Here is a 26,332-nt window from a genome sequence, read left to right on the forward strand (position 1 = left end):
ATAGATAATGAGGAAAAGAAAGTGGACGATATTGGCTCTGTTTTGTATCCCTCTGATTGCGGTACTTGTGATACAAAGCCTTCTTTCATACGGAACAGTCCTGATCGGCGGTACCATGCGGCTGCTGGACTCCTATGCTGTGGGAATGATGGAGCAGACAGTGGAGAACAGGAAGATCACCTTGGAAAACAATATGGTCCAGCACTGGATGGAAGTCAGTGAATTTGAAGAGAAGATCACCAGAGAGCTTAACAGTCTGCTCTCATCCAACAGGACTTCCGTGGAAGACTTTCTGGGGGACAGTGTCCTCCAGAAAAAGCTTCTGCAGAATACAGCCATGTCCAGCCTGTACCAGCTCAGGAAAAATGAGGTGACAGGCAGTTTTATGATCCTGGCAAATAAGGACGGGATAAATGAGGAGGGCAGCATGACCTGTAAGGGCTATTATTTCAGGGATGCTGACCCATCTGCAAATTCTCTGGATTACTCTGATGTGCTCATTGAGCGGGGAGGCAGGGATATTGTCCATCAGACCGGGGTTGCTCTGGACAGCTACTGGACTACAGATTTTACATTTGGACCCTCAGGGCAGAACTCCAGGGATGATTTTTTTTATAAGCCCTTTGAAGCGGCAGAGAAAAATCCGGATGCCAGCTATGCTAATCTTGGATACTGGAGCGACCCTTTTTCCTTAAATGAGGGAAAGAGCGGCGGAGAATACCCGGCTGTCACGTATTCCGTGCCCCTGATCAGTGACGGTGTGGTGTACGGGGTTATGGGAGTGGAGATATCCGCCAGCCATATTCAGGATATGCTGCCGTCCAGTGAACTGAATAAAAATGAACAGAGCGGCTATATGCTGGTAAAGAGCACCGAGAAGGACCGGTGGGCGCCCCTTGTGGCTTCCGGTATTCTGGGGGAACGGCTCAAAGCAGCGGGAACGGTCCTGCGTGTGGAGGAGAGTAAGTTTGATCAGGTCTATGTCCTCAATGAGGATAAGGCCGACGGGGAACTCTACGCGTCAGCCAAAAAGCTGCATCTCTATAACACAAACACCCCCTTTGAGGATGAGGAATGGTTTCTGGTAGGCGTGCAGAAGGATGATGCCATATTCGGGATCGGACGGCAGATTCTGTGGAAGGTGCTGGCAGCTATTCTGGTGGCCCTGGTATTCGGCATAATCTGTACATATCTGGTGGCAAGCCACGTGACAGACCCCATCCGGCGCCTGGCAGAATGTATACGCAGCAGCGCCGGTAAGAACCTGGAGCAGTTTAAGACCTCCGGAGTATCCGAGGTGGATGAGCTTTACGATGTGGTGAAAAACCTGACCAGCCGGCAGGAGCAGGCTGAGAGGGGGCTTACAGAGGAGAAGGAGCGCTACCGGATCGCCCTGCAGAGCAGTGATGATATTTTCTTTACTTATGATCTGAGCGGAGGGGAGATTGAGCTGTTCAACTACCCCGAACGGGACGGGCAGGCAGTCAGATACAGAATAACAGAAGAAATGGATCGGCTGGAAACCCGTACATATCCGGAGGACAGCAGGAAGCTGGAACAGGCATTCTCGGGAGATGAGGATGTGATCTATGTGGAGTTCCGGGGAAAACGCGACAGCACGGAGGATTACCGCTGGAGGCTGTTAAAGGGTGAGGTGATCAAGGACGAAAATGGCAGGAAGACTAAGATCATCGGCAGTATCCGTGATATCCACGAACAGAAGATACAGGAACTCAGGGAGATTGAGTCTGCGAAGCGTGACCCCATAACAAAGCTGCATACCCAGAGAGAGGGACGCCGGTATCTGACGGAGGTACTCACACGGGGCGACAGCGGCTGCATGGTGCTTCTGGATCTGGATGGATTCCGCATTCTCAATGAGACCTACGGCCTTATCTTCGGGGATGTGATCCTGGAGGAAATCGGCACGCTGCTGCTTGCTAAAAAGGAGCGGTTCATGCAGACCCGGGAGCAGGAAATCCTGCTGGTGCGCCAGGGCGGGGATGAGATCCTTATCTGGCTTCCGGATTTTACCGGGGAACAGACCGTGCAGTTTATGGAGGAAGTGAGGGAAGAAATCTCACAGCTTTACCAGGGAGCGGAATTCCGCGTCCATGTATCAATCGGTGCCTGTATGAGGAATAACTCCAATCTGGGATATGTCCAGCTTCTTCGCAGGGTGCGCTGTGCGCTGACCTTTGCCAAGCAGAAAAAAGACGGAAAGGTGTATTTCTACCGGGAGATTCCAAGCCAGACCAAAGAGAATATCCTGACGGAGATCAACGATATAGCCAGCATCACCAGCGGACCTCAGCTCAATATGGTTTCTCTTACCCTGAATTTCTTTGATAAGGGGGGAGACATGGCATCCATTCTGGCTGTGCTTTTTGTGAAGATGGGCCGCTATTACGGGGCAACGGATATTCTCATGACTTCCGTGGACCGGGATTTCCATACCGCGTATATTTCCCACCAGTGGCACAGAGACCCGTCGGATCATCAGGAAAAGGACATGAAGCGTTTTACGGCAGAGGAGTTTAAAGCGCTGACGGAGCAGTATGGCTCTGAACCTTTCCTGCTGGACGGAAGAAAAATGACGGAGCGCCAGCGGAAATTCCTTATGATGCCAAAGACGAAACGGGGATTCAGTGTTCCCATGACAGACGGAGGAAAATATATAGGTTCCATCACGCTGACAGCAGAGGCAGACGCGGTTCTGTGGGATAAAAAAGAGCAGAGCAATATCCAGGAGGCTGCCAAGATCATTGAGAACAATCTGAACAAAGTACGTTACGACCAGGCGAGCAGGGCCAAGAGCGAATTCCTATCCAGAATGTCCCATGAGATCCGGACCCCTATGAACGCGATCATAGGTATGACGGAAATCGCCATGCAGGATAAGGAGGTGCCGCCAAAGGTACAGACCTATCTGGAAAAAATCAGCAGCTCTTCAGACTATCTTCTTTCGCTGATTAATGATATACTGGATATGTCCAAGATTGAGAGCGGCAAGATGAAGCTGGAGATGCTGGATTTTGACCTGGAGCAGTGGGTGAGGAACATAGATGATCTGATCGGGCCGCAGGCTGCGCAGAAGGGAATCTTCTATACAACGAAGACCCATTTGATACAGAAGTGGGTGATGGGAGATGCCATGCATCTGAAACAGGTGCTGATCAATCTTCTGGGAAATGCCCTGAAGTTTACAGGAAAAGACGGACATATCCTCTTTGTTGTAAGCCAGCGCCGGACGGCACCGGACAGGACAGAGATTTCCTTCTCTGTGGAAGATACCGGAATCGGAATCGAAGCGGAGGACCAGAAACGCATTTTCCATTCCTTTGAACAGGCAGGCGAGAGCACGGCCCGCAAGTTTGGCGGAACCGGCCTGGGGCTTGCCATCAGCAGCCAGCTTGTGCAGATGATGGATGGGGAGATCAGTCTGGAAAGTGAGCCTGACAAGGGCAGCAGATTCTCCTTTGCCATTGTCCTGAAGGACGGCACAAAGCAGGCGGAGGAAGAGGCGGTTCCCGGAGAGCTGGATGCCCTGCAGGGCAGACGGATCCTGGTGGTGGAGGACAATGAACTGAACGCGGAGATTGCCGGTTCTATTCTGAACCTTCACGGCATTGAGGCAGAGCGGGCGGTCAACGGGCTTTTGGGCGTGAAGGCATTTTCTGAGAAGGAGCCGGGATATTACGACGCGATTCTCATGGATATCCGCATGCCGGTCATGGACGGTTTGGAGGCCACTAAGGAGATACGGAAGCTGCCCAGAGAAGATGCCAGGACCATCCCGATCATTGCCATGACGGCCAATGCGTTTGATGAGGATATGAAAAAGTCCATTGAGAGCGGTATGAACGGCCATCTGGCAAAGCCCATTGACTTTAAGGAACTGATGCAGACGCTGCTGAGAGTCATAGGCAGCAGGAATTGACCCTTTTATTTTGGTAACTCTTATCTGCCGGGCAGATAATGGTTAATATAATTGTACAGGAGGTATTGATTTATGAGAGCAGAATTTGATGAGACACTGGTAACCGGCAATGACATGATCGATTCCCAGCACAAGGAGCTGATCGGCAAGATCAACCAGCTTCTGGAGAGCTGTGAGGATGGACAGGGGAAGGTAAAGGCAGTTAAGATGCTGGATTACCTGCTTGACTACACAGAATTTCATTTCAGTGCAGAGGAAAAGCTCCAGGAGGAGATTGAATATCCGGGACTGGAAAAGCACAGGGAAAAACATAACGAATTCCGCCAGGCAGTGAAAGAGCTCCAGGAGATGCTGGAGGAAGAGGAAGGTCCCACAGAGAACTTTGTAAAACAGGTGGAAAAAAATGTTGTGGACTGGTTATATGACCATATCAAGGGATTTGACCGCTCCGTGGCTGAATACAAATTTATGCGCTCCAATCCGGAGAGGCTGTAAAAAACATAGGGGGCGGGAGGCTTCAGGCTGTCCCGCTCCTTTTCTGTTAAATTTATAGAAAGGGTAAGAATGATGAGCGAAGAAAAATACTGGGAGGGAAAGCAGTACGCATTTTTCAGCCATAAGGACTGCGAATACTTCCCCTGCCATAAGACAAATGACCCGGAAAATTTCAACTGCCTGTTCTGCTACTGTCCTCTGTATGCCCTGGGCGACCAGTGCGGCGGAAATTTCCGCTATACAAAAGAGGGCATAAAAGACTGCAGCAAATGCGGCCTTCCCCACAAGCGGGACAATTTTGGGTACATCACAGGCAAATACAATGAGATCATGGAGATTGCAAAGAAGAACCGCAGGAATCCAGATAAGGAATGACCCGTGACAAATCTTCACATATGAGATCACAAAAGGGACGGATCTCATCCACAGCAGGTGTCAGGTCCGGTACCATACAGGACCAGGCACCTGCGGCTTTGGCGGCACGGATGCCGTTTAGACTGTCCTCCAGAATCAGGCACTGCTTGGGCGGTGTCTGTAGTTTTTCTGCGGCAGTCAGAAAGATCTCCGGGTCCGGTTTTCCCTTTGTCACCTCATCTCCGCAGACCGAGGCGGTGATATAAGGTGTGACACCTGCCATGTCCCAGTAACGGGAAGCCTCACTTCTGGCAGTGGAGGTGGCAACTGCAGCCGGGATCCTGTGATCCTTCAGATATGTAAGAAGCTCCATCAGTCCTTTCTTGAGGGGAACCCCATGCTTTTCTATATATTCTCTCTGATACTGTGTCCGGATGGCACGGCCCCGGTCATAGTCCACAGCTCCGTCAAACCACTTTTCAAAAAGTTTGCTGCTTCGTTCCCTTGTGCCTCCCCGCATCTGGCTCAGATGGTATTCTGTCAGGGTAAAGCCCATTTCCCGGCTGGCTTTTTCCCAGCCTGCCTTCATCAGGCGCTCTGTGTCGAACATCAGACCGTCCATATCAAAAATCACTGCGTTTATTTTCATTTTCCATATCTCCTGTAAAATTTTCTCAGACAAAAAAGCAAATCCATTATAGCATAGAATCCGGGAATATGCTAAACTTTTCGGGAGAGGAGATTCGATTACATATGAAGATCATAATTTCACCGGCTAAGAAAATGAATATAAATACAGATGAACCCTTTGAGACCACCACGCCTGTCTTTTTAAAGGATGCCCGGGTCCTGAGAGGAAGACTGCGGGAAATGGAGTATGGGGAACTGAAAAAGCTGTGGCAGTGCAATGACAAAATTGCAGAAGAAAATTTTATGAGGCTAAAGGAGCTGGAGCTGGATACGCATTTGACACCGGCTGTGCTGTCCTATGAGGGCATCCAGTATCAGTATATGGCACCTCAGGTGTTTTCAGAGAGACAGTGGGCGTATGTAAAAGAGCACCTGAGGATCCTGTCAGGACTTTACGGTGTGCTGAAGCCCATGGATGGCGTGATTCCTTACCGCCTGGAAATGCAGGCAAAATTAAGGACAGGGGATGCAAAAGACCTGTATGCCTTCTGGAGCGACAGGATTTACAGGGAGCTGTCGAAAGGAGAGGATTTTATACTGAACCTGGCCTCAAAAGAATACAGCAGGGCAGCAGAAAAATACGCAGGCAGAGAAACGCGCTTTGTCACCTGTATCTTCGGAGAGCTTCTGGACGGGAAGGTGAAGGTAAAGGGAACTATGGCGAAGATGGCCAGGGGTGAGATGGTGCGCTGGCTCTCAGAAAAGAATATCACGGAGCCGGAAGAGATCAAAGCGTTTAGCGGTTTGTCTTATGGATACGACGAGGGCCGTTCCACAGAGAATGAGCTGGTCTTTTTAAAATAATGTGATAAAAGAAAGCCCCCGAATCCCGGCAAAGGGATAAGGGGGTTACTGCGTGTCAGAAATCCCTGGTAATATTCTGCAGCCATTTGTAGCTCTTGTAATGCCGGTAAATAAAGGGCATTTTCACAAATTCATCCAGGCAGATGAGGAAATAGACCCACATAGGGGGAAGCTTCAGCAGGAAGGCGCTGATAAAGCCCAGGGGAACAGCGAACAGCCACATATCAATAAAGTCACAGAGGAATCCCCACCTGGAATCCCCGCCGGAGCGGAAGATACCGCAGATCACGGTGGTATTCATGGCCTGTCCCAGTACATAGTACATATTGATATAGAGCATGGTGCTCAGATATCCCTGCGCCGTTGGGGTCAGGTCAGCCATGTTCATAAACAGGGGGCGCAGAAGGAAAATAATGATTCCCCCCGCGATTCCGCTTAAAAATGTGATCTTGCAGAACCGTGTGGAATCCTCCTTCACCGTGTCCATAAACCCGGCGCCAATGGATTTGCCCAGAAGGATGGCGCCTGCGTTGGCAAGGCCGAAGCATACCACTGTGCCCAGATTCCTGGCTACGATCACCACGGCGTTGGCGGCCACCATGTCACTTCCCAGGTGTCCCATGATCACAGAGTACATGGAGAAGGCCACACCCCAGGAGACCTCATTTCCGAAGGCCGGCAGGGAGTAGCGTATAAAATCCTGAAACAGCAGCTTGTGGCGCTCAATAATGGTTTTTGGCCGGAACCGTATGGTCTTAAAACGGCAGGCATCCAGCAGACAGATGGCAAGCTCCACGCCCCTTGCAATGGTGGTTGCCATAGCGACTCCCACAATGCCCATTTTGGGAAGCCCGAACAGTCCGAAAATAAAAACAGCATTCAGAACAATATTCAGCCCCAGCGCAGATGCATTGGTGGCTGTGGCGAAGATCACCCGCTCTATGGAGCGCATGGTGCACAGATAGACCTGTGAGATGCTCATGAACAGGTAAGAGATACCCACGATCCTGAGATAGGGGATACCTGCGGTGATCAGCTCCTGGTCAGAGGTGAAGATCACCATGAGCAGTCTGGGGAAGAAACAGGCCAGTACAAAGAACAGGGAGGATATGAGGATCGACAGGCGCATGCCGATTCCCATGATCCGCTCAATGGTCTCAGTATCCTGTTTGCCCCAGTATTGTGCAGCCAGCATGATGACACCGGATGCTATGCCGGAGTAGACCAGATTCAGGATGAACATGATCTGGCTTGCCAGGGAACCGGCAGACAGGGCGGTCTGGCTGACCCAGCCCAGCATGATCACATCAGCGGAGCTTACCGCGGTGGTGATCAGATTCTGGATGACAATGGGCAGTGCCAGCCGGAACATATCTTTGTAAAAGGTGGATTGTCTTGTTGCAGCGATTTCCATTATGTAGAACCTCTCCTGATCCAAATAGTATTTTTGCAGTCTATCCTCTAGTATAATAGATTTTCCCGGAAATGTCATACAATAATTGGTGAAAAATCTATAATATTTTGACTTGTTCTTGTTTTTAAGAGGGTTTTTGTCTATAATGGAAAAAATAATGTGAATTTATATAAGGGAGAGAGAAGCCATGTATCGAGTATTGCTATTTGACCTGGACGGCACACTGACCGCATCCGGGGAAGGGATAACCAAGTCCGTTCAGTACGCCCTGCATAAGATGGGGAGAGAGGCGGAGGATTTGAAGGCGCTGGAGGTGTTTGTGGGCCCTCCGCTTCTGGAGCAGTTTATGCGATACTGCGGCATGTCAGAGGAGGAGGCGGTGCAGGCTGTCCGTTTCTACCGGGAACGGTACAATGTGACCGGCCTGTTTGAAAACAGTCCCTATGACGGCGTCAGGGAGATGCTGGAGACGCTGAGAGCCAGAGGATTTATACTGGGCGTGGCATCCTCTAAGCCGGACGGCATGGTAAAACGCATCCTGGAACACTTTGAGCTTTCAGAGTATTTCCATGAAATCGTGGGAAGCGACCCGGAGAAGATGAAAATGTCCAAGGCGGATGTGATCGAAATTATCCTTGAGAGACTGGGATACCGGGACAGAAGAGGGGAAGCGGTCATGATCGGGGACAGGGACCAGGATGTAAACGGCGCGGCTAAGGCTGAAGTTGCCTGCATAGGAGTCACATACGGATACGGCAGCTATGAGGAACTTTCACAGGCGGGAGCAGACAAGATTGTCCGGAGTGTAAAGGAACTGGAGGAGTACCTGCTGAATGGCTGAATGGTCAAGAGAAAAGAGGAATCAGATATGAATGGAAAGAAAATGTACGATATAGGAAAAGAACTGTTCTCCACCCCGGCTTATCCCGGGGACCCGGTGCCGGGAAAGACACCCTATTATGAGATAGAAAAGGGAGATGACTGTAATCTGACCGTGCTCACCATGGGAAGCCATAACGGCACCCACTTAGATGCGCCGAAGCACTTCTGTGCAGGAAAGCACGGAGTGGACAAAATCCCACTGGAAAAATGCATGGGAGTGTGCAGAGTCGCGGAATCTGCAGGCACAGTACAGGCGGAGGATATGGAACGGATGCTGGCGGACGGCACAAAAAAGCTGCTGGTGAAGGGGGATATTCTGCTGACGCCGGAAGCTGCCGCTGTGTGCGCCCGGGCAGAGCTGGATCTGATCGGCGTGGAGGACCAGACCGTGGGAGATTCGGAGACCCAGAAGGAGATACACAGAATACTTTTGGGAGCAGAGATCGTAATCGTGGAGGGACTTGTGCTTAAGGAGGTACCGCAGGGGGAATATTTCCTGGCAGCCCAGCCAATGAAAATGGCGGATCTGGATGGCTCACCGGTGCGTCCGGTTCTGATCGAGATATAAAAAAGGTGTCGGCAATTGCCGGCACCTTTTAAAATATTCAGGATACGGTTTCCCCGTTAAGGGATTCTGCCCCTGCGCCCTGCTTTTTTGGGTTGACCTGGGCAAGGATGATGGCAGCAAACATAAGTACACAGCCGGTGATCTCCTTGGCAGAGAGACTCTGGTGGAGAATCACCCATCCCGCCAGAACCGATACCACAGATTCCAGGCTCAGGATCAGGGAAGCGATGGTGGGATCACAGCCCTTCTGCCCGATGATCTGGAAGGTATAAGCCACTCCGCAGGAGAGGATTCCCGCATAGAGAATGGGCAGCCATGCCTGCAGGATATTGCTCATGCGCGGTGTTTCCAGCAGAAACATGGGAATTGCCGACAGAGCGGCAGATATAAAAAACTGGATGCAGGACAGCTTGGTTCCGCTGACTTTCACAGAAAAGTGATCCACGATCATAATGTGGATGGAAAAACAGAAGGAGCAGATCAAGATAAGAAAGTCTCCTTTGCTCAGGGAAAAGCTTCCTGTCATACACAGAAGATACAGACCCACCAGCGCGATCACCACGCTGATCCAGATGCGCAGCCCGGGCTTCCTTTTCAGAAAGATTCCCAGTATGGGCACAAGGATGATATACAAAGCTGTGATAAATCCTGCCTTGCCCACCGTGGTGTACTGAATGCCCACCTGCTGAAGAGAGGTGGAAATAAAAAGCATCAGGCCGCAGAGACCGCCGCCTATGAATAGATCACGGGGGCGGTCAAAGGTCTGTGAGGACCGGCTGCCGTCATGGTCCTTCCGGACATTTTTTCTGCCCAGAAGGAAGATGCAGGGGATGAGGACCAGGCCGCCCAGCAGGGTCCTTACCATATTAAAGGTATAAGGACCCACATAGTCCATGCCTACGCTCTGTGCCACAAAAGCCACTCCCCAGATAACTGCGGCGGTGAACAGCAGCAGAAAATTCTTGGATTGTTTTGCTGTCATGTAGAAAGCTCCTTCTTACTGTTCCAGGCTCTTATGGTACTCCTGCAGGGATTTCAAAGAGCCGTGTTCCTTACGGATCACTGCTGCGATGCCTTTGGCACTTGCCAGGGCAGCAGACATGGTGGTCAGGTAAGGTATTTTTTTATTGATCGCTGTTTTTCTCAGGTAGGAGTCATCGTATTTGCTCTGTTTTCCGGCCGGAGAGTTTACGATCAGATCCACTTCCCCGTTTACCATGGCATCGTAGATGTTGGGACGGCCTTCCTGCAGCTTCTTGAGAATCTTGCAGGGAACTCCGTTTTCTGTAAAATACTGTCCGCAGCCCTCTGTGGATACAATGGTGAAGCCCAGCTCCTGAAGCTGTTTTGCAACCTCCAGAGCCTGAACCCGGTCTCCCTTGTTGACACTTACCAGTGCGTTGCCGGACAGCGGAAGCTTGGCGCCTGCTGCCTCCTGGGCTTTGTAGTATGCCAGGCCGAAGGACTCGCTCAGGCCCAGAACCTCGCCTGTGGAACGCATTTCCGGTCCCAGAAGAGGGTCAACTTCCGGGAACATGTTGAACGGGAATACAGCTTCCTTGACACCGTAGTACGGATGTGCCTTTTCGGAGAAGGATGTCACGTCCGGGCGTTCCCCTGTCAGTTCATATGTCATGAGCTTTGTGGCGATATTGGCCATGTTGATGTTGCAGACCTTGGAAACAAGAGGCACAGTACGGGATGCACGCGGATTGGCTTCCAGAACGTAAACTTTTCCCTCGCAGATGGCATACTGCATGTTCATAAGACCTACAACGCCCATCTCACAGGCGATGGCTGTGGTGTACTCACGGATGAGCTTTTTGTTCTCCTCGGAGATCTCCACAGACGGAATCACGCAGGCAGAGTCTCCGGAGTGGACACCGGCCTGTTCAATGTGCTGCATAACGGTAGGAACAAAAGCGTGGGAGCCGTCAGAGATGGCATCTGTCTCACATTCCAGCGCGTTCTGCAGGAATTTGTCCATGAGGATGGGACGTTCCGGTGTCACATCAATGGCTGCTGCCATGTAGTCACGGAGCATATTGTCATCATATACCACTTCCATTCCGCGGCCGCCCAGTACATAGGAAGGACGAACCATCATAGGATAGCCGATGCGGTGTGCGATTTCCAGTGCCTCATCCACATTGACAGCCATTCCTGATTCCGGCATGGGGATATTCAGCTTCTTCATCATGGCATTGAACAGGTCACGGTCCTCAGCCATATCAATGACAGCCGGGGAAGTACCCAGGATGTGGGCGCCGCGTCTCTCCAGTTCCGCCGCGATGTTGAGCGGTGTCTGGCCGCCGAACTGTACAATGACACCCAGCGGTTTTTCCTTATTATAGATAGACATGACATCTTCTACGGTCAGAGGCTCAAAGTACAGCTTGTCGGAAGTGTCGTAGTCTGTGGATACGGTCTCAGGGTTGCAGTTGACCATGATGGTCTCGAAGCCTAAGTCTCTCAGGGTAAAGGCAGCGTGTACACAGCAGTAGTCAAATTCAATACCCTGTCCGATCCTGTTTGGACCGCCGCCCAGTACCATGACTTTTCGTCCGTCTGATACGGGTGCTTTGTCCTCCCCGTTGTAGGTGGAGTAATAGTAGGCAGCAGGTTCTTCCACACCGCTTACCGGAACTGCATCCCAGCGCTCATTCATACCCAGCGCTTCTCTTTTCCTGAACAGTTCCCATTCATCCACGTCCAGAAGCTCTGCCAGATATTTGTCGGAGAAGCCGTCCTTTTTAGCCTGAATCAGCAGTTCATCGGGCAGGCTGCTGCCGCGGCAGGCCAGAATCTTTTCTTCCAGGTCAACCAGCTCTTTCATCTGTTCCAGGAACCACATTTTGATGCGTGTCATCTCATGCAGTTTGGCAAGCGGAGCGCCCTTGCGGATAGCTTCGTAGATGATAAACTGTCTCTCGCTGGTAGGCTCTGCCAGTTTCACATACAGCTCATCCAGAGTAAGCTCATGAAAATCCTTGGCGAATCCCAGACCGTAGCGGCCTTTTTCCAGGGAACGGATAGCTTTCTGGAGGGCTTCCTTATAGTTCTTGCCGATGGACATAACCTCACCCACAGCTTTCATCTGTGTGCCCAGCTTGTCCTCTGCTTTTTTGAATTTCTCAAAGGCCCAGCGCGCGAATTTCACAACCACATAATCGCCGGAGGGCTTGTAGTCTGCCAGGGAGCCTCCCTTATAATAAGGAATCTCTGCCAGTGTGAGTCCTGCAGCCAGCAGTGCGGACACATAGGCAATGGGGAATCCGGTCGCCTTGGAGGCCAGCGCTGAGGAGCGGGAGGTTCTCGGATTGATCTCAATGATGATGATACGGTCTGTCTTGGGATCATGGGCAAACTGTACGTTGGTTCCGCCGATGACACCGATGGATTCCACAATGGCGTGTGCCTGTTTTTCCAGACGGTCCTGTACCTCCTGGGAAATCGTCAGCATAGGAGCGGAACAGAAGGAATCACCTGTATGTACACCCATGGGATCAATATTTTCTATGAAACAAATGGAGATTTTTTTGCCTGTTGCATCGCGGACAACTTCCACTTCCAGCTCTTCCCATCCGATAACAGACTCTTCAATGAGAATCTGGTTCACCATGGATGCCGCAATACCGCGGGCTGCCACTTTTCTGAGCTCTTCCTCATTATATACAATACCGCCGCCGGTACCGCCCATGGTGTAGGCAGGACGGATGACACAGGGATATCCAAGCTCGGATGCAATCTTCACTGCCTCCTCAACGGTGTAAGCCGGTGCGCTCTTAGCCATCTCAATGCCCAGTTCGTTCATGGCTTGTTTGAAAGCGATACGGTCTTCGCCGCGGTTGATGGCGTCAACCTGAACGCCGATGACTTCTACCTTATATTTTTCTAAAACACCTGCGTTGTACAGCTCTTCGCAGAGGTTCAGTCCTGACTGTCCGCCCAGGTTTGGGAGCAGGGCGTCCGGTCTTTCTTTTTCTATGATCTCTGTGAGCCGGTCTACGTTCAGCGGTTCAATGTAAGTGACGTCAGCTGTTGCCGGGTCTGTCATAATGGTTGCCGGGTTGGAATTGACCAGTACGATCTCGTAACCCAGGCTTTTCAATGCTTTACATGCCTGTGTTCCGGAGTAGTCAAATTCGCATGCCTGTCCGATGATGATAGGTCCGGAACCGATAATCAGAATTTTGTGAATGTCATTTCTCTTTGGCATAGCTATCCTCCATTTTTTCTTTATGCTATAGAAACATGATAATAGAAGGCCTGTATATCACGCCTTCGGTCAGGGACAATTATAGCATAGTCATATATTTTGCCGCAAGAGTAAATAGGTCGAAAAAAGTAGATAAAATTTGCGGTTTGCGGTATACTCTTCAGGTAACCTGCATAAGGAAGGGGAATCCTATCGCCCAAAGGCAGGCAAAGAACAGAAGAACAGGAGTGAAACACACATGATAGCAGATAAGGAAGAAATCCATATCGGACAGGTCATAGTACATATTCTGGATTCCACAGTGGGCATGCCGGTACTGTCCGACAAGGTACTTGATTACGGTTCTGATTTTGCGGATTTTCTGAAAGCCCATATATTCAGGATCGACACAAGTGACGAGATACGAAGCTGCAGCTTTTCCGAGGAGGAGTCCACTATTTACAAGTACATGGAAGAATATGACTCTGAGAATTTTGTTGAGATTTCCAAGAAAACAGCCCAGGAGCTTTTCACCATCATGAACCAGAATATTGAGATTCCGCCCGCGGACCTTCTGGTGGCGGAATATCAGGTGGACCGTCATAAATATCTGGCACTTTTAAAAATGAATTACCGCACATCCTACACCCATATGACAAGTGCGGACCCCTGGGGCAACAACAATGACATTATCATGCAGAAGGCCATCCTGCCGGGAGAGACACAGAAGCTTTCTGAGGCGGCCCTGCTTGACCTGGGAGCACCTAAGTATGTGCGCCTGGTGGAGAAAAAGTATGATGTGAACGGCGTAAAGACCAATTATTTCTCAAAACTGTTTTTAAAATGTCAGGGCTCCCTGTCTGCCAAGACGCGGCTTTCCATTGTGAATAAAGCGGTGACGGATGTACAGAAAAAGTATTACAATGAGTCCGAGCAGTTTGAGGTGCAGATGGAGACCAAGAGCATCATCAATCAGGAGCTCTCAAGTGAAGGGGCACTGGATGTGCCTGTGGTTATAGAGAAGATCTTTAAGGAGCATCCCCAGATGAAGGAGGAGGTGCAGGAGAAGCTGGAGAAATACAATCTGGCCGAGACCCGGGTGGAACCACAGAATCCCACCACCACCAAAAAGTTCACAAAACAACACCTGCTCACCGACACGGGAATTGAGCTTAAAATCCCCATGGAGGAGTACAATAATAAGGATAAAGTGGAATTTATCACCAATCCGGACGGAACCATATCCGTTCTCATAAAAAACATCGGGAGCATTGAGAGTCGTTAATAAAATTGTGGCGTTTTATCAGACATTGTGATACAATATTTCAGCCGGAGGAGAAAAAATCCGGGATAAAAAAATAATGAGGTTGAGGAAATGGAAAGAGAAAAATTTTCTTCCAGACTGGGCTTTATCCTGATATCTGCAGGTTGTGCCATCGGTCTTGGAAATGTATGGCGTTTTCCCTACATAACGGGAAAGTACGGCGGTGCGGCGTTCGTTCTGATCTATCTGTTCTTTCTGATCGTTCTGGGGCTGCCGATCATGGTCATGGAATTTGCAGTTGGCAGAGCCAGCCAGAAGAGTATTGCCACGTCCTTCAATGTACTGGAAAAGAAGGGCAGTAAATGGCATATCTACCGATATTTCGGTATGGCAGGCAATTATCTGCTGATGATGTTCTACACCACCATCGGCGGCTGGATGCTGGCTTATTTTGTTAAAATGGTGAAAGGCGACTTTACGGGCCTTGACACGGAAGGAGTCAGTGCGGCATTCGGAAGCCTTTCCACGGACATGACCCAGATGATCTTCTGGATGGTCCTGATCGTAGTCATCGGTTTCGCAGTGTGCTCCATGGGTCTGCAGAAGGGTGTGGAAAAGATCACCAAGATCATGATGGTGGTGCTGCTGGCGCTGATGGTGCTTCTGGCTGTGCGCTCCTGTACGCTGGAGGGTGCGTCTGAGGGACTGAAATTCTATCTGCTGCCGGATTTCGGCAAGCTCTCCGAGTATAAGATCCAGGAGGTTATCTTTGCGGCCATGGGACAGGCGTTCTTTACCCTGAGCCTTGGAATCGGCGCCCTGGCTATTTTCGGAAGCTATATAGGCAAGGAACATAAGCTCACCGGGGAGGCTGTCAGCATTACGATCCTGGATACCATGGTGGCGCTCATTGCAGGGCTTATCATTTTCCCGGCATGCTCCGCTTTCAACGTTAATCCGGGAGAGGGCCCGGGTCTTGTGTTCGTGACCCTGCCCAATGTGTTTAATGCCATGAAGGGCGGAAGGTTCTGGGGAGCGCTGTTCTTCCTGTTCATGTCCTTTGCCGCGCTTTCTACCATTATCGCCGTGTTCCAGAATATCATATCCTTTGCGCAGGATCTGTGGAACTGGAGCGTGAAAAAGGCAGCGCTCATAAACGGTATTGCCATATTTCTATTGTCCCTGCCCTGTATTTTCGGTATGACCATATTAAGTGACTTTACCATTCTGGGCAAGGATATCATGGGATTTGAGGATTTCCTGGTGAGCAACAACCTGCTTCCTCTGGGTTCCCTTGTGTATCTTTTGTTCTGTGTGACAAGATACGGCTGGGGATGGGAAAATTTCCTGAAGGAAGCCAACACGGGGGAAGGCATCTCTTTCCCCAGAAAAATAAAGGTTTATCTCACATTTATCCTGCCTGTCATTGTCCTTTATATCTTCGTGCAGGGATATTGGAGTCTGTTTCAGAGTTTATAGAAAATTCCCTTGAAATCAGTAAATTTTACAGGTATACTAGGGATAGAATGAAAATCTAAGTTACCGTTTATGGCGAAGCGTGTCTGACAGGTAACTGCCGAAACAGCGGATGCTGTGCCGGGGAAGCATATTTTCCGGTATAAGGAGAATGTATATGGAACATGTAATGCTGACAAAACTGCGTGAAGCGGGGTGTGACATGGACGGCACACTGGAGCGTTTTATGAACAATGAAATGCTGTGCATGAAGTTTTTAAGAAAATTTCCGGAGGATACCACCTTTGGGGAGATGCAGAAGGCCTTTGCGCAGGGAGATGCGGAAGAGTTTTTTAAAGCTGCCCATACCATGAAGGGAGTATCCGGCAATTTGGGGCTTAGCTGCCTTTATGATGAGATGCAGCCTGCGGTGGAGAAGGGCAGAAGAGGTGAACTTCCCTCCCGGGAGGATATGGATGAAATCAAAAAGCAGTATGACCAGATAATAAAGATCATTACAGAAAATGAATAATGAAGAGGAATAACAGATGAAGAGAATTTTACTGAAACTGAGCGGAGAAGCACTGGCAGGTCCAAAGAAGACAGGTTTTGATGAGGCGACAGTCATGGAGGTTGCCCGCCAGGTAAAAGTTCTGGTGGACGAGGGAATCCAGGTGGGTATTGTCATCGGCGGCGGCAATTTCTGGAGAGGCCGTACCAGTGAGAATATTGACAGGACCAAAGCTGACCAGATCGGAATGCTTGCCACAGTCATGAACTGTATCTATGTATCTGAGATCTTCCGCACAGCAGGCATGAGAACCAGCGTCCTGACCCCGTTTGAATGCGGCTCCTTTACAAAATTATTTTCCAAGGACCGTGTCAATAAATATTTCGACCGCGGCATGGTAGTCTTTATGGCAGGCGGCACCGGCCATCCTTATTTCTCAACGGATACGGCAACGGTACTGCGCGCAGTGGAGATTGAAGCGGATATGATTTTCCTGGCAAAAGCAGTGGACGGCGTGTATGACAGTGATCCCAAGAGCAATCCGGATGCCAAGAAGTATGATGAGGTGAGCATCCAGGAAGTCATTGACAAAAAGCTGGCTGTTGTGGATATGACCGCCTCCATCCTCTGTATGGAAAATAAGATGCCCATGCTGGTGTTCGGGCTGAATGAGAAAGACAGTATTGTGAATACCGCGCACGGTAAATTCACGGGAACAAAAGTATTAGTATAATCTGGGAGGAAAACGAGTATGGCAACTGATGAGAGAATCGCAAAATATGAAGACAAGATGAACAAGACCATGGATGCCCTGGTAAAAGAACTGGGAACCATCCGTGCCGGACGTGCAAATCCGCATATTCTGGATAAAATCACCGTAGACTATTATGGAGCACCTACACCTCTGCAGCAGGTGGCAAATGTAACCGTTCCGGAACCCAGAATGATTCAGATCCAGCCATGGGAGGCTTCTCTGATCAAAGACATCCAGAAAGCGATCCTGACATCTGACTTGGGGATCAACCCCAATAATGACGGCAAATCGATTCGTCTGGTGCTGCCTGAGCTCACTGAGGAGCGCAGAAAAGAGCTGGTGAAAGACGTGAAGAAGAAAGGGGAGGCTGCCAAGGTAGCTATCCGCAATATCCGCCGCGATGCCAATGAGGCATTCAAAAAACTGGCAAAACAGGATGTATCTGAGGATGAGATCAAGGAGCTGGAAGATGTGATCCAGAAACTGACAGATAAGTTCGGCAAGAACATTGATAAGACAGTGGAAGAGAAATCCAAAGAAATCTTAACCGTATAATTTATAATCAAGAGGGGCACATACAAGAAAAAGGTATTGTGCCTCTTTTACGCGTAGGAGGAGAAAAACATGGTGATTCCAAATCATGTGGCAATCATTCTGGACGGAAACGGCCGCTGGGCCAAAGCCAAAGGAATGCCGAGGACATACGGGCATGTGAAAGGCTGCGAGAACCTGGAAAAAATATGCTCCATAGCCAAGGGGCTGGGGGTAAAATATCTCACGGTCTATGCCTTTTCCACTGAAAACTGGAAACGTTCCAAAGATGAAGTGGACGGCCTGATGAAGCTGTTCCGCAATTATATGAAAAAATGCCTGAAAATCGCAAGGGACAATAAGATGCGCGTCCGCGTGATCGGGGAGCCCTCTGTCTTTGACGAGGACCTGCAGGCAAGGATCAGAGAACTGGAGGAGTATTCCAGCCAGTTTGATGAGCTGCATTTCCAGATCGCGCTGAATTACGGCAGCAGGGATGAGATCAAAAGAGCGGTGCAGGATCTTGCCGGGGATGTGAAAAAAGGCGTGCTGGACCCTGCGCAGATCACAGAGGATACCATATCCGGATATCTGGATACCAAGGGACTTCCGGACCCTGACCTGTTGATCCGTACCAGCGGGGAGGAGCGCCTTTCCAACTTTCTCATGTGGCAGCTTGCCTACACGGAGTTTTATTTTACCGATGTGGCATGGCCGGATTTTAACAAGGCTGAGTTTGAAAAGGCCATTTGGAAATTTAATCAGAGAGACCGCAGATACGGCGGCGTGAAGGAGGAGTAACATGTTCAAGACAAGGCTGTTAAGCGGAATTGTGCTGGTCATCATTGCCCTTGCCACCATTATTCCGGGAGGAATCGTGCTCTTTGCCACGCTGGCTGCCATCTCCCTCATCGGTATGCAGGAACTGTACAAAGCCATGAGAGTACATGAAAATCAGGCCGGCAGCCTGGAGATCATGGGGTATGCGGGGGCCATGGTTTACTACCTGACCCTTCTGCTGGACAGGGAAGAATTTTCCCTTATTGCCATTTTATTTGCATTGGTCCTCATTATGTCCGTGTATGTGTTTACATACCCAAAATACCATGCAGACCAGATCATGGCTGCCATGTTCGGTGTTATTTACGTGGCTGTCATGCTTTCTTATATCTATAAAACCAGGAATCTGGAAGGCGGTGCATGGCTTGTGGGCCTTATCTTTATAAGCTCCTGGGGCAGCGATACCTGTGCCTACTGTGTGGGAATGCTCATCGGCAAGCACAAAATGGCGCCTGTGTTAAGCCCGAAAAAATCCGTGGAAGGCGGTGTGGGCGGCGTTGTGGGGGCCGCGCTTCTGGGCGCCCTGTATGCAGTGGTGATTGCAAAATGGAACCCTGCTTCCGGCCATACGGCCCTTATGTATGCCCTGATCTGCGCGGTGGGTGCATTGATCTCCATGGTTGGAGATCTGGCGGCATCCGCGATCAAGAGAAACAAAGAGATAAAGGATTACGGCAGACTGATCCCGGGCCACGGCGGTATTCTGGACCGTTTTGACAGTGTCATATTTACGGCACCGTTCATCTATTTCCTGGCAAATGTACTGCTGTAAATGAGGTTGTGATGATATGAAGAAAATTGCGATATTAGGTTCCACAGGTTCCATCGGCACACAGACTTTGGATGTGGTGGGGAGAAATGATGACCTGCAGGTGGTGGGAATTGCCGCAGGCAGCAATATCCGGATGCTGGAAGAACAGATTCGGCGCTTTCATCCAAAGCTGGCGGCTGTGGGGGATGAAAAAAAGGCGGCTGAGCTAAGAAAAAGGGTCGCAGATACGGATTGTACGGTGACAGGAGGCATGGAAGGGCTTCTCGCCCTGGCTGCCATGCCGGAGTCGGATATACTGGTCACAGCCATTGTGGGCATGATCGGCATCCGCCCTACTGTGGAGGGTATCCGGGCCGGTAAGGATATTGCTCTTGCCAATAAGGAGACACTGGTGACAGCCGGGCATATTATCATGCCCCTTGCCAAAGAGTACGGTGTGCGTATCCTGCCTGTGGACAGTGAACACAGTGCCATCTTCCAGGCTCTGAACGGGGAGGACCCTTCCAGGATCCACAAACTGCTGATCACAGCTTCCGGCGGGCCTTTCCGGGGAAAGAAGCGGGAGGAGCTTACGAATATCCGTGTGGAGGACGCTCTGAAGCATCCCAACTGGGCCATGGGGCAGAAGATTACCATTGACTCCGCTACCCTGGTGAACAAGGGACTGGAGGTTATGGAGGCAAAGTGGCTGTTCCATATGGATCTGGACCGGATACAGGTTGTGGTGCAGCCTCAGAGTGTCATTCACTCCATGGTGGAGTTTGTGGACGGGGGCATCATTGCCCAGCTTGGAACTCCGGATATGCGGCTTCCCATTCAGTATGCCCTGTATGGGGGCGAGAGACGTTTTCTTCCCGGAGAGCGTCTGGATTTTGCGGCACTTGGATCTATCACTTTTGAGGAGCCGGATATGGACACCTTTAAAGGGCTGCCGCTGGCTATGGAGGCATCCAAAAGGGGTGGTTCCATGCCCACGGTATTCAACGCTGCAAATGAAAAGGCAGTAGGTATGTTTTTGAACAGAAAAATCGGTTTCCTGGATATTTATTCAATAATTGAAGAAGCTATGGAAAGACATAAAGTGATTGAGAATCCGGACGTAGATGAAATTACAGGCATCGAACAGGAGACTTACAGATGGATTGAAGGCAGGTGGTAGATTGAGTTTTTCCGGTATTATAAATATTTTGATTGCAGTTATTATCTTTTCCCTGATCGTTATTTTTCATGAGCTGGGACATTTTCTGCTGGCAAAGAGGAACGGCATTGCGGTGACGGAATTTTCACTGGGTATGGGACCGAGGCTGATTTCCACAGAGAAGGGCGGCACCAGATATTCCCTGAAGCTGTTTCCCATCGGCGGTTCCTGCCTGATGGTAGGTGAGGATGACGATGACGACAGCGCAGGTTCCTTTAACAATGCCTCTGTGTGGGCCAGAATCTCCGTGGTGGCGGCAGGTCCTGTGTTTAACTTTATCATGGCCTTTGTCTGCGCCATGATCATCACCAGCGTGGTGGGGTATGACCCGGCCAGAGTGACCGTTGTGCAGGAAGGGTCCGCGGCGGAAGCGGCGGGACTTAAGGAAGGCGACCTGATCACGGAATTCAACGGAAAGCATATTTCCATAGGCAGGGATTTGAGTCTTTACCAGACACTGCACGGGTATCAGGATAAAACCATTGATATGAAAGTGAAGCGGGAAGGGAAGACAGAGGACATTTCCTTTACTGCTGACAGCATAGAGAAGAAGATGCTGGGATTTACCTACAGCAGTGAAGGGCCTGCGCAGATCATGGAGATCTATATTGACAGTCCCATGATGAAAGCAGGTCTGCAGGCCGGGGATGTGATCACAGGCATTGCGGGCACGAAGATCACAGACGGAAAAGAGCTTCAGGATTATATGGAGGCGCATCCGCTCACCGGGGATGAGATCACTCTGACAGTGGAGCGTAACGGCAAGGAGCGGGAAGTTACGGCAAAACCTCAGATGCGGACTGTGGTCAGCAGCGGGTTTGACTATAACCTGTACAGAGAGAAGACCGGATTTTTAGGCGTGCTCAAATACAGCGCCGTGGAGGTCCGCTACTGGATCACCAGTACGGTTCAGAGCCTGGGACTTCTCATCAAGGGGACATTTTCCGTAAATGACCTGTCCGGCCCGGTGGGGATTGTGGACGCCATCGGAGATTCTGTCCAGGAGGCAAAATCCGAGGGCAGCGTGATATTGAGCATGCAGATGCTCTACTGGGTGATCCTTCTGTCTGCCAATCTGGGCGTTATGAACCTGCTGCCCATTCCGGCACTGGACGGAGGTCGTCTGGTATTCCTCATCATAGAGGCCATACGCGGCAAAGAGGTGAACCGGAATGTGGAGGGTATGATACACTTTGCGGGGTTTGTTCTTTTGATGCTGCTCATGGTGTTTGTCCTGTTTAATGATATCAAGAGGCTGTAAAAGAAAATCCGGGAGGGTTGGGTACAAAGAATCTGTACCCGGCCTTTCCGGATTTTTTGGTGATGGTTATACAAGTTCCGCGATTCTTGTGACGCCCACGTAGATCTCCTGTATTTTGTACCAGGTGGGATAATCCACAATGCCCGTGACAGGCAGGCTGAAGATCCGCTGAAAATCCCGTACAGCCCGCTGTGTGCCCTCCCCGTAGATGCCGTCCACGGTTACGGCCGGCAGTGCGGGATAGCCCTGGCGGATGGCATTTAGCTGTTCCTGTAGCTGCTCCACCTTGTCGCCGGAGCTGCCGATATCCAGATTGCTTCCCGGCCATGAGATGGGGATGCCGGCAATCTCCTCAGCCGTATTGATATACATGTTGTCACCGTAGAAATTCCGGAGGATCTCAATGGCGGTGTAGCCCTGGTCGCCCAGATACTTGGACCCCCACTGTGTCATCCAAATTGCAATAGCCCCTAGAGCGTGTTTGAAAATGCATTCCGACAATCTGTACGCCCCACTCTGCGGCATATTTGCCCCCTATTCAGTCAGCGTAGCCCGCTACGCTAAATGCCTTTATGTTTCACGCAGAATAAATTTTCAGTCTGCAAGGCGGCTTCAAATTTATCTATGAATAGTAATACTGTATATCTAGGCTGTCGTTGTCTCTATTATATACTATTTTTGATATGATTGATTGTAAAGATGTACTTTTTTGCTCTATGGTAAAATTAGAAGATGTGACGATATCATATGTGGTTTTTATCAGTTCTTTCATTAAAGGAGTGTAGTCTTTGGAATCCGGTTGATCAAGCTCGGCTATTTTTTGCGCAATACTCTCGCGCTCTTTTTGAAGCAACAGCTTGTTTTCGCGGTATTCTTCTAAACTATCAATGCCATTTTGATAGGCAGTTTTGATTCGCTTTTCTTTCATATCTACTTTATCATACAGCTTTTTTAAAATATCTGCTTCACTGTGATTTTGGTTCGATTTTCTTTTGATTTCAAAATATAAATTTTTACTACGTGTTGCATCTTTGAGTGCCTCGAAAAAGACAGGTTCTATTTTGTGGGTGCTCAAAGTAAGGCTTGATAGACATTTTCCTTTTGAATATCCATAACAGGAATAGTAAAAAGTATCAACCGTTCCATTCTTTTTGTAGTGATTTTTACAAACCATAGTTCGGCCACAGACGGGGCATTTTAATAGCCCACTCAACCAATGGCGGTAACTGGATGTCGGTCTTTTTCCCTTGGGCTTATAGGTGGTGTTATATCGTTCTTGGGCTTTATTGAATAATTCTTCGCTTATTATAGCCTCGTGATATCCTTTAGTAATAACCCACTCTTCTTTTGGCCGAATTTCATTAGTTTCATTTACGGTGCGATTCCAGCGGATCATACCGCAATAAGTAGGATTTTGTAAAATATATTCTATGCTGCGTCGCTCAAAGGGTTTATTATGACTTGTTTTATAACCTAATGCGTTTAGGGCACGAGCAATCTCGAATAATCCCATTCCTGCATTAACATACTTGTTAAAAATCATTTTAACAACTTCAGCTTCTTCAGGAACTATAACAGGAGGCTCTCCTTTTCTATCTATTTTATATCCGAGAGGAGGTCGAGCTTGGTATCCTCCTCGAAGCGCTTTTTCCATCATTCCACGTGAAACTTCCCCGGAAAGGCGAATAGAATAATATTCGTCCATCCATTCTATAATTCTTTCAATCAGGCTGCCAAAAGGGCCTTCTATGATAGGTTCTGAAACACTAATAACTTCTATATTGCATTGCTTTCTAAGTAAAGATTTATAAAGTATAGACTCTTCCTGGTTTCGGGCAAATCGAGAAAATTTCCATACATAAATCACTTTGAAAGGTGCAGGCTTTTGCTTAGCCAAAGAAATCATTCGTAAAAATTCCGGCCGTTTATCCGCCTTTTTTCCAGAGATTCCTTTCTCAACGAATACATAGTCATTTGAAATTATAACACCATCGGTTTTTGCATGATCCATAATTAGCCTTTTTTGCGCGTCTGGAGACAGCTCATCCTGCATATGTGTTGATACTCTTATATATGCAGCTCCAAATTTTGCCTGGCTTATCTTTTTATCATTCATTTCTTTCAAATGTAATCACCCTCAATGTTTTATGTAAAACGCCCCGAACTTTATACTGTAGCTGCAGCCCTTGTCTGTGAGTCTGTTTTTGTCACAGATAATGCTGATATCCGGCTCAACGTAAGTTTTATCATCTGCAGTCAAATTGACTGCAAATGAGTATAACTCTTTTCTTTAAATAATGGCATAAAGATAGCTCCTTTCATTTTAAAATATATCAGGAGATATTATTATTTATTACCTTTATTTATATCATATCTTAATAAAAAATTCTTCAGCTGTTTGTCTGTATATCAAGGATACTAAAACGGCATGATGAATAACGGTATGCAAGTTGTACAACCCATAGGTCATACCATTGAATAAAAGAAATAGGGGAGTGTTGATTATGACATATAGAAATATTGTAATAATTAACGACAAAGAAGTAGATATAAAAGAACTTACGGAAGAAGAGAGGAAATGCCTTGCAGAATTTTGGAACAGGAGAGCGGCAAATGCAATAGGATATCAGGAGGTTAAATCACCAAAGAAGATTTGTTAAGAGCCCTCTTGTATAAAGGTGCCATTACTGGCACCTTTCAGACTGTAGACAATCACCCTCTTTTTGGAGGCGGTTGTCTATTTTCAGTTTAACCTGCCCTTTCCAGATGGTATAATAGGATCATCAGGAAAGGCAGGTTTTTCTTTATGATGGGGAAAAAAGATAACGCAGAAAGAACACAGATGGAAATCGCAAGTCTGGAGGATCTTGTACCTAGAAACCATCTGGTACGGAAGCTGGATGAAGCTATTGACATGAGTTTTATATATGAGGAAGTGAAAGATTTATACAGTGATTTTGGACGTGAAAGTATCGATCCGGTTGTATTGATTAAAATTGCCATGATCCAGTACATTTTCGGAATCCCTTCCATGCGCAAAACAATTCGTGAAATTGAAGTAAATTTTGCTTACAGGTGGTATCTGGGCTATGGAATGCATGAGGAAATCCCTCATTTCTCCACCTTTGGCAAAAACTATTCCAGACGTTTCAAAGACACGGATTTGTTTGAGAAAATCTTCTCAAAGATACTGTCCGAGGTTGCAGCAAATGGTTTTCTTGATACAGAAAGCTTGTTTATTGACGGCACTCACATCAAAGCCAGTGCCAATTCTCATAAATATCAAAATGAGGTTATCCGAAAAGAAGCACGCAGTTATGAGAAGGAACTGCAGGAAGAAATCAAAAGGGATCGTCAGGAACACGGAAAGAAGCCACTGAAAGAAAAAGAAAAGGAACCGGAAATGATCACACAGAAGGTCAGCACCACTGACCCTGACAGCGGCTGGTTCCATAAAGGTGAGCATAAGCAGGTCTTTGCCTATGCTGCCAACACCTGTTGTGACAAGAATAATTATGTTTTGGATTTTGAAGTGACTGCGGGGAATGTCCATGACAGTGTGTCGTTCTGGCATTTATACCGACGATTAAGGCAGAATTGGAAATATGGGATATACTACGTAATGGATGCAGGATATAAGATACCGTCAATCGCCCGCCAGCTGATAAAAGATGGAAAGACTCCGGTCATGCCGTACAAAAGGCCTATGACTCAAGCTATTTTTCAAAAAATATGATTTTGTATACGATGAATTCTTTGACTGCTATCTATGCCCGGATCACAAAGTGCTTCATTACACGACAACAAACCGTGAAGGATATCGGGAGTATAAAAGTGACTGGCTTATTTGCCAAAGCTGTCCTCACCGGGATCGTTGCACAAACAGTAAAGATTCCGTAAAAGTAATTACGCGTCATGTATGGGAAAACTACATGGAGCAGGTCGAAGAAATCCGTCATACAATCGGAATGAAAGAACGATACAAACAACGCAAGGAAACCATAGAGAGAGTCTTTGCAGATGCAAAGGAAAAACACGGAATGAGATACACTCAGTACAGAGGTCTGGCTAAGATCAAAATGGAGCTTAACCTCTTATTTGGCTGCATGAATCTAAAGAAACTGGCAATTTGGAAATGGCGGATAAAATGGGGAGCGAAATACCGCTCTTCATCATTGCAATTTTTCTGTTCCAGCATAAAATTTAGAGAGTGTGAAACTTTTTCTGTAAAATAGGATTTATAAGATTCTTCTATGATAAAATAAAAATCATAGGAGGGCCTTTTATTATGGCAAGACAAAAGAAACCAGTACACAGAGTACATATGACGGAAGGAAAGCGCAGCATTATCCATCAGCTTTTGGAAGAATACGATATTCAGACAGCTGAAGACATTCAGGA

At 48.5% G+C, this 26,332-nt stretch carries 23 protein-coding genes and 3 pseudogenes; 18 read left to right on the plus strand and 8 right to left on the minus strand.

Annotation, left to right across the window (positions count from 1 at the left end):
• Positions 1-7: 7 nt before the first annotated feature.
• From WMO65_RS07870 to WMO65_RS07880, 3 genes are all read left to right on the plus strand, one after another.
• Positions 8-3,940: an ATP-binding protein gene (locus WMO65_RS07870; RefSeq protein WP_148392909.1), complete on the plus strand. Its 3,933-nt coding sequence runs from the start codon at positions 8-10 to the stop codon at positions 3,938-3,940.
• 72 nt (positions 3,941-4,012) lie between these two features.
• Complete coding sequence (locus WMO65_RS07875) at positions 4,013-4,435, plus strand: bacteriohemerythrin (protein ID WP_033143433.1); 423 nt, start codon at positions 4,013-4,015, stop codon at positions 4,433-4,435.
• A gap of 72 nt (positions 4,436-4,507) precedes the next feature.
• Positions 4,508-4,810, plus strand: coding sequence for a cysteine-rich small domain-containing protein (locus tag WMO65_RS07880; protein ID WP_033143504.1), 303 nt, complete (start codon positions 4,508-4,510; stop codon positions 4,808-4,810).
• Here the strand turns inward: WMO65_RS07880 and WMO65_RS07885 are convergent.
• Positions 4,764-5,438: an HAD family hydrolase gene (locus tag WMO65_RS07885; RefSeq protein ID WP_033143432.1), complete on the minus strand. Its 675-nt coding sequence runs from the start codon at positions 5,436-5,438 to the stop codon at positions 4,764-4,766. The genes WMO65_RS07880 and WMO65_RS07885 overlap by 47 nt on opposite strands.
• A gap of 104 nt (positions 5,439-5,542) precedes the next feature.
• Here WMO65_RS07885 and yaaA point away from each other — a divergent pair, with 104 nt between their 5' ends.
• The gene (yaaA, locus tag WMO65_RS07890; protein WP_054352413.1) at positions 5,543-6,283 is read left to right on the plus strand and encodes a peroxide stress protein YaaA; all 741 of its coding nucleotides are present in this window, start codon (positions 5,543-5,545) and stop codon (positions 6,281-6,283) included.
• Positions 6,284-6,338: 55 nt separating this feature from the next.
• Here yaaA and WMO65_RS07895 read toward each other — a convergent pair whose 3' ends face one another.
• Complete coding sequence (locus WMO65_RS07895) at positions 6,339-7,697, minus strand: MATE family efflux transporter (RefSeq protein ID WP_033143430.1); 1,359 nt, start codon at positions 7,695-7,697, stop codon at positions 6,339-6,341.
• 187 nt (positions 7,698-7,884) lie between these two features.
• On the opposite strand from WMO65_RS07895, the gene WMO65_RS07900 reads away from it, so the two are divergent.
• Positions 7,885-8,538 carry an HAD-IA family hydrolase gene (locus WMO65_RS07900; RefSeq protein ID WP_103731176.1) on the plus strand — a complete coding sequence of 218 codons (654 nt, stop codon included), beginning with the start codon at positions 7,885-7,887 and terminating at the stop codon, positions 8,536-8,538.
• Between the two features lie 27 nt (positions 8,539-8,565).
• Positions 8,566-9,147 (plus strand): cyclase family protein, encoded by a 582-nt coding sequence (locus WMO65_RS07905; protein WP_158587308.1) that lies wholly within the window; start codon positions 8,566-8,568, stop codon positions 9,145-9,147.
• A gap of 37 nt (positions 9,148-9,184) precedes the next feature.
• Here WMO65_RS07905 and WMO65_RS07910 read toward each other — a convergent pair whose 3' ends face one another.
• A complete protein-coding gene (locus tag WMO65_RS07910; protein ID WP_103731174.1) occupies positions 9,185-10,129 on the minus strand; it encodes a DMT family transporter in 945 nt (314 codons plus the stop codon).
• Between the two features lie 15 nt (positions 10,130-10,144).
• The gene (gene carB / locus WMO65_RS07915) at positions 10,145-13,366 is read right to left on the minus strand and encodes a carbamoyl-phosphate synthase large subunit (protein WP_349063957.1); all 3,222 of its coding nucleotides are present in this window, start codon (positions 13,364-13,366) and stop codon (positions 10,145-10,147) included.
• A gap of 238 nt (positions 13,367-13,604) precedes the next feature.
• On the opposite strand from carB, the gene WMO65_RS07920 reads away from it, so the two are divergent.
• From WMO65_RS07920 to rseP, 9 genes are all read left to right on the plus strand, one after another.
• Entirely contained in the window at positions 13,605-14,630 is a 1,026-nt protein-coding gene (locus tag WMO65_RS07920; protein WP_033143426.1) for a nucleoid-associated protein, read from the plus strand.
• A 90-nt stretch (positions 14,631-14,720) separates the two neighbouring features.
• Positions 14,721-16,088, plus strand: coding sequence for a sodium-dependent transporter (locus WMO65_RS07925; RefSeq protein ID WP_033143425.1), 1,368 nt, complete (start codon positions 14,721-14,723; stop codon positions 16,086-16,088).
• A 154-nt stretch (positions 16,089-16,242) separates the two neighbouring features.
• Positions 16,243-16,596, plus strand: coding sequence for an Hpt domain-containing protein (locus WMO65_RS07930; RefSeq protein WP_033143424.1), 354 nt, complete (start codon positions 16,243-16,245; stop codon positions 16,594-16,596).
• 16 nt (positions 16,597-16,612) lie between these two features.
• A complete protein-coding gene (pyrH, locus tag WMO65_RS07935) occupies positions 16,613-17,308 on the plus strand; it encodes a UMP kinase (protein WP_033143423.1) in 696 nt (231 codons plus the stop codon).
• Between the two features lie 18 nt (positions 17,309-17,326).
• Positions 17,327-17,884: a ribosome recycling factor gene (gene frr / locus WMO65_RS07940; RefSeq protein ID WP_033143422.1), complete on the plus strand. Its 558-nt coding sequence runs from the start codon at positions 17,327-17,329 to the stop codon at positions 17,882-17,884.
• 69 nt (positions 17,885-17,953) lie between these two features.
• Positions 17,954-18,661, plus strand: coding sequence for an undecaprenyl pyrophosphate synthase (gene uppS / locus WMO65_RS07945; protein WP_103731173.1), 708 nt, complete (start codon positions 17,954-17,956; stop codon positions 18,659-18,661).
• A 1-nt stretch (position 18,662) separates the two neighbouring features.
• A complete protein-coding gene (locus tag WMO65_RS07950) occupies positions 18,663-19,472 on the plus strand; it encodes a phosphatidate cytidylyltransferase (RefSeq protein WP_033143420.1) in 810 nt (269 codons plus the stop codon).
• Positions 19,473-19,488: 16 nt separating this feature from the next.
• Entirely contained in the window at positions 19,489-20,631 is a 1,143-nt protein-coding gene (gene dxr, locus WMO65_RS07955) for a 1-deoxy-D-xylulose-5-phosphate reductoisomerase (RefSeq protein ID WP_148392908.1), read from the plus strand.
• On the plus strand, positions 20,615-21,931 hold the full coding sequence (gene rseP, locus WMO65_RS07960; RefSeq protein ID WP_305145664.1) for an RIP metalloprotease RseP: 1,317 nt from the start codon (positions 20,615-20,617) through the stop codon (positions 21,929-21,931). Before dxr ends, rseP begins: the two co-directional genes overlap by 17 nt.
• A gap of 66 nt (positions 21,932-21,997) precedes the next feature.
• Here the strand turns inward: rseP and WMO65_RS07965 are convergent.
• Positions 21,998-22,387, minus strand: a pseudogene (locus tag WMO65_RS07965) (peptidoglycan-binding domain-containing protein); the annotation flags it as partial.
• Positions 22,332-22,469 carry a DUF6783 domain-containing protein gene (locus WMO65_RS26530; RefSeq protein ID WP_317430407.1) on the minus strand — a complete coding sequence of 46 codons (138 nt, stop codon included), beginning with the start codon at positions 22,467-22,469 and terminating at the stop codon, positions 22,332-22,334. The gene WMO65_RS26530 and the pseudogene WMO65_RS07965, both read right to left, overlap by 56 nt.
• On the opposite strand from WMO65_RS26530, the gene WMO65_RS07970 reads away from it, so the two are divergent.
• Positions 22,419-22,559: a DUF6783 domain-containing protein gene (locus WMO65_RS07970; RefSeq protein WP_306800705.1), complete on the plus strand. Its 141-nt coding sequence runs from the start codon at positions 22,419-22,421 to the stop codon at positions 22,557-22,559. The two genes, WMO65_RS26530 and WMO65_RS07970, sit on opposite strands and share 51 nt — an antisense overlap.
• On the opposite strand, the gene WMO65_RS07975 is transcribed toward WMO65_RS07970, so the two are convergent.
• The gene (locus WMO65_RS07975; protein WP_103731179.1) at positions 22,554-24,047 is read right to left on the minus strand and encodes a recombinase family protein; all 1,494 of its coding nucleotides are present in this window, start codon (positions 24,045-24,047) and stop codon (positions 22,554-22,556) included. The two genes, WMO65_RS07970 and WMO65_RS07975, sit on opposite strands and share 6 nt — an antisense overlap.
• 63 nt (positions 24,048-24,110) lie before the next feature.
• A pseudogene (locus tag WMO65_RS07980) lies at positions 24,111-24,203 on the minus strand (Uma2 family endonuclease); the annotation flags it as partial.
• Positions 24,204-24,435: 232 nt separating this feature from the next.
• On the opposite strand from WMO65_RS07980, the gene WMO65_RS07985 reads away from it, so the two are divergent.
• The gene (locus WMO65_RS07985; protein WP_158587307.1) at positions 24,436-24,591 is read left to right on the plus strand and encodes a hypothetical protein; all 156 of its coding nucleotides are present in this window, start codon (positions 24,436-24,438) and stop codon (positions 24,589-24,591) included.
• Positions 24,592-24,737: 146 nt separating this feature from the next.
• Positions 24,738-26,166: pseudogene (locus tag WMO65_RS07990) on the plus strand (IS1182 family transposase).
• The last annotated feature ends 166 nt before the right edge of the window (positions 26,167-26,332 follow it).

Origin of the sequence: Blautia caccae, from assembly GCF_040095955.1 — a bacterium.
In the GTDB taxonomy this organism is placed as follows: domain Bacteria; phylum Bacillota; class Clostridia; order Lachnospirales; family Lachnospiraceae; genus Blautia; species Blautia celeris.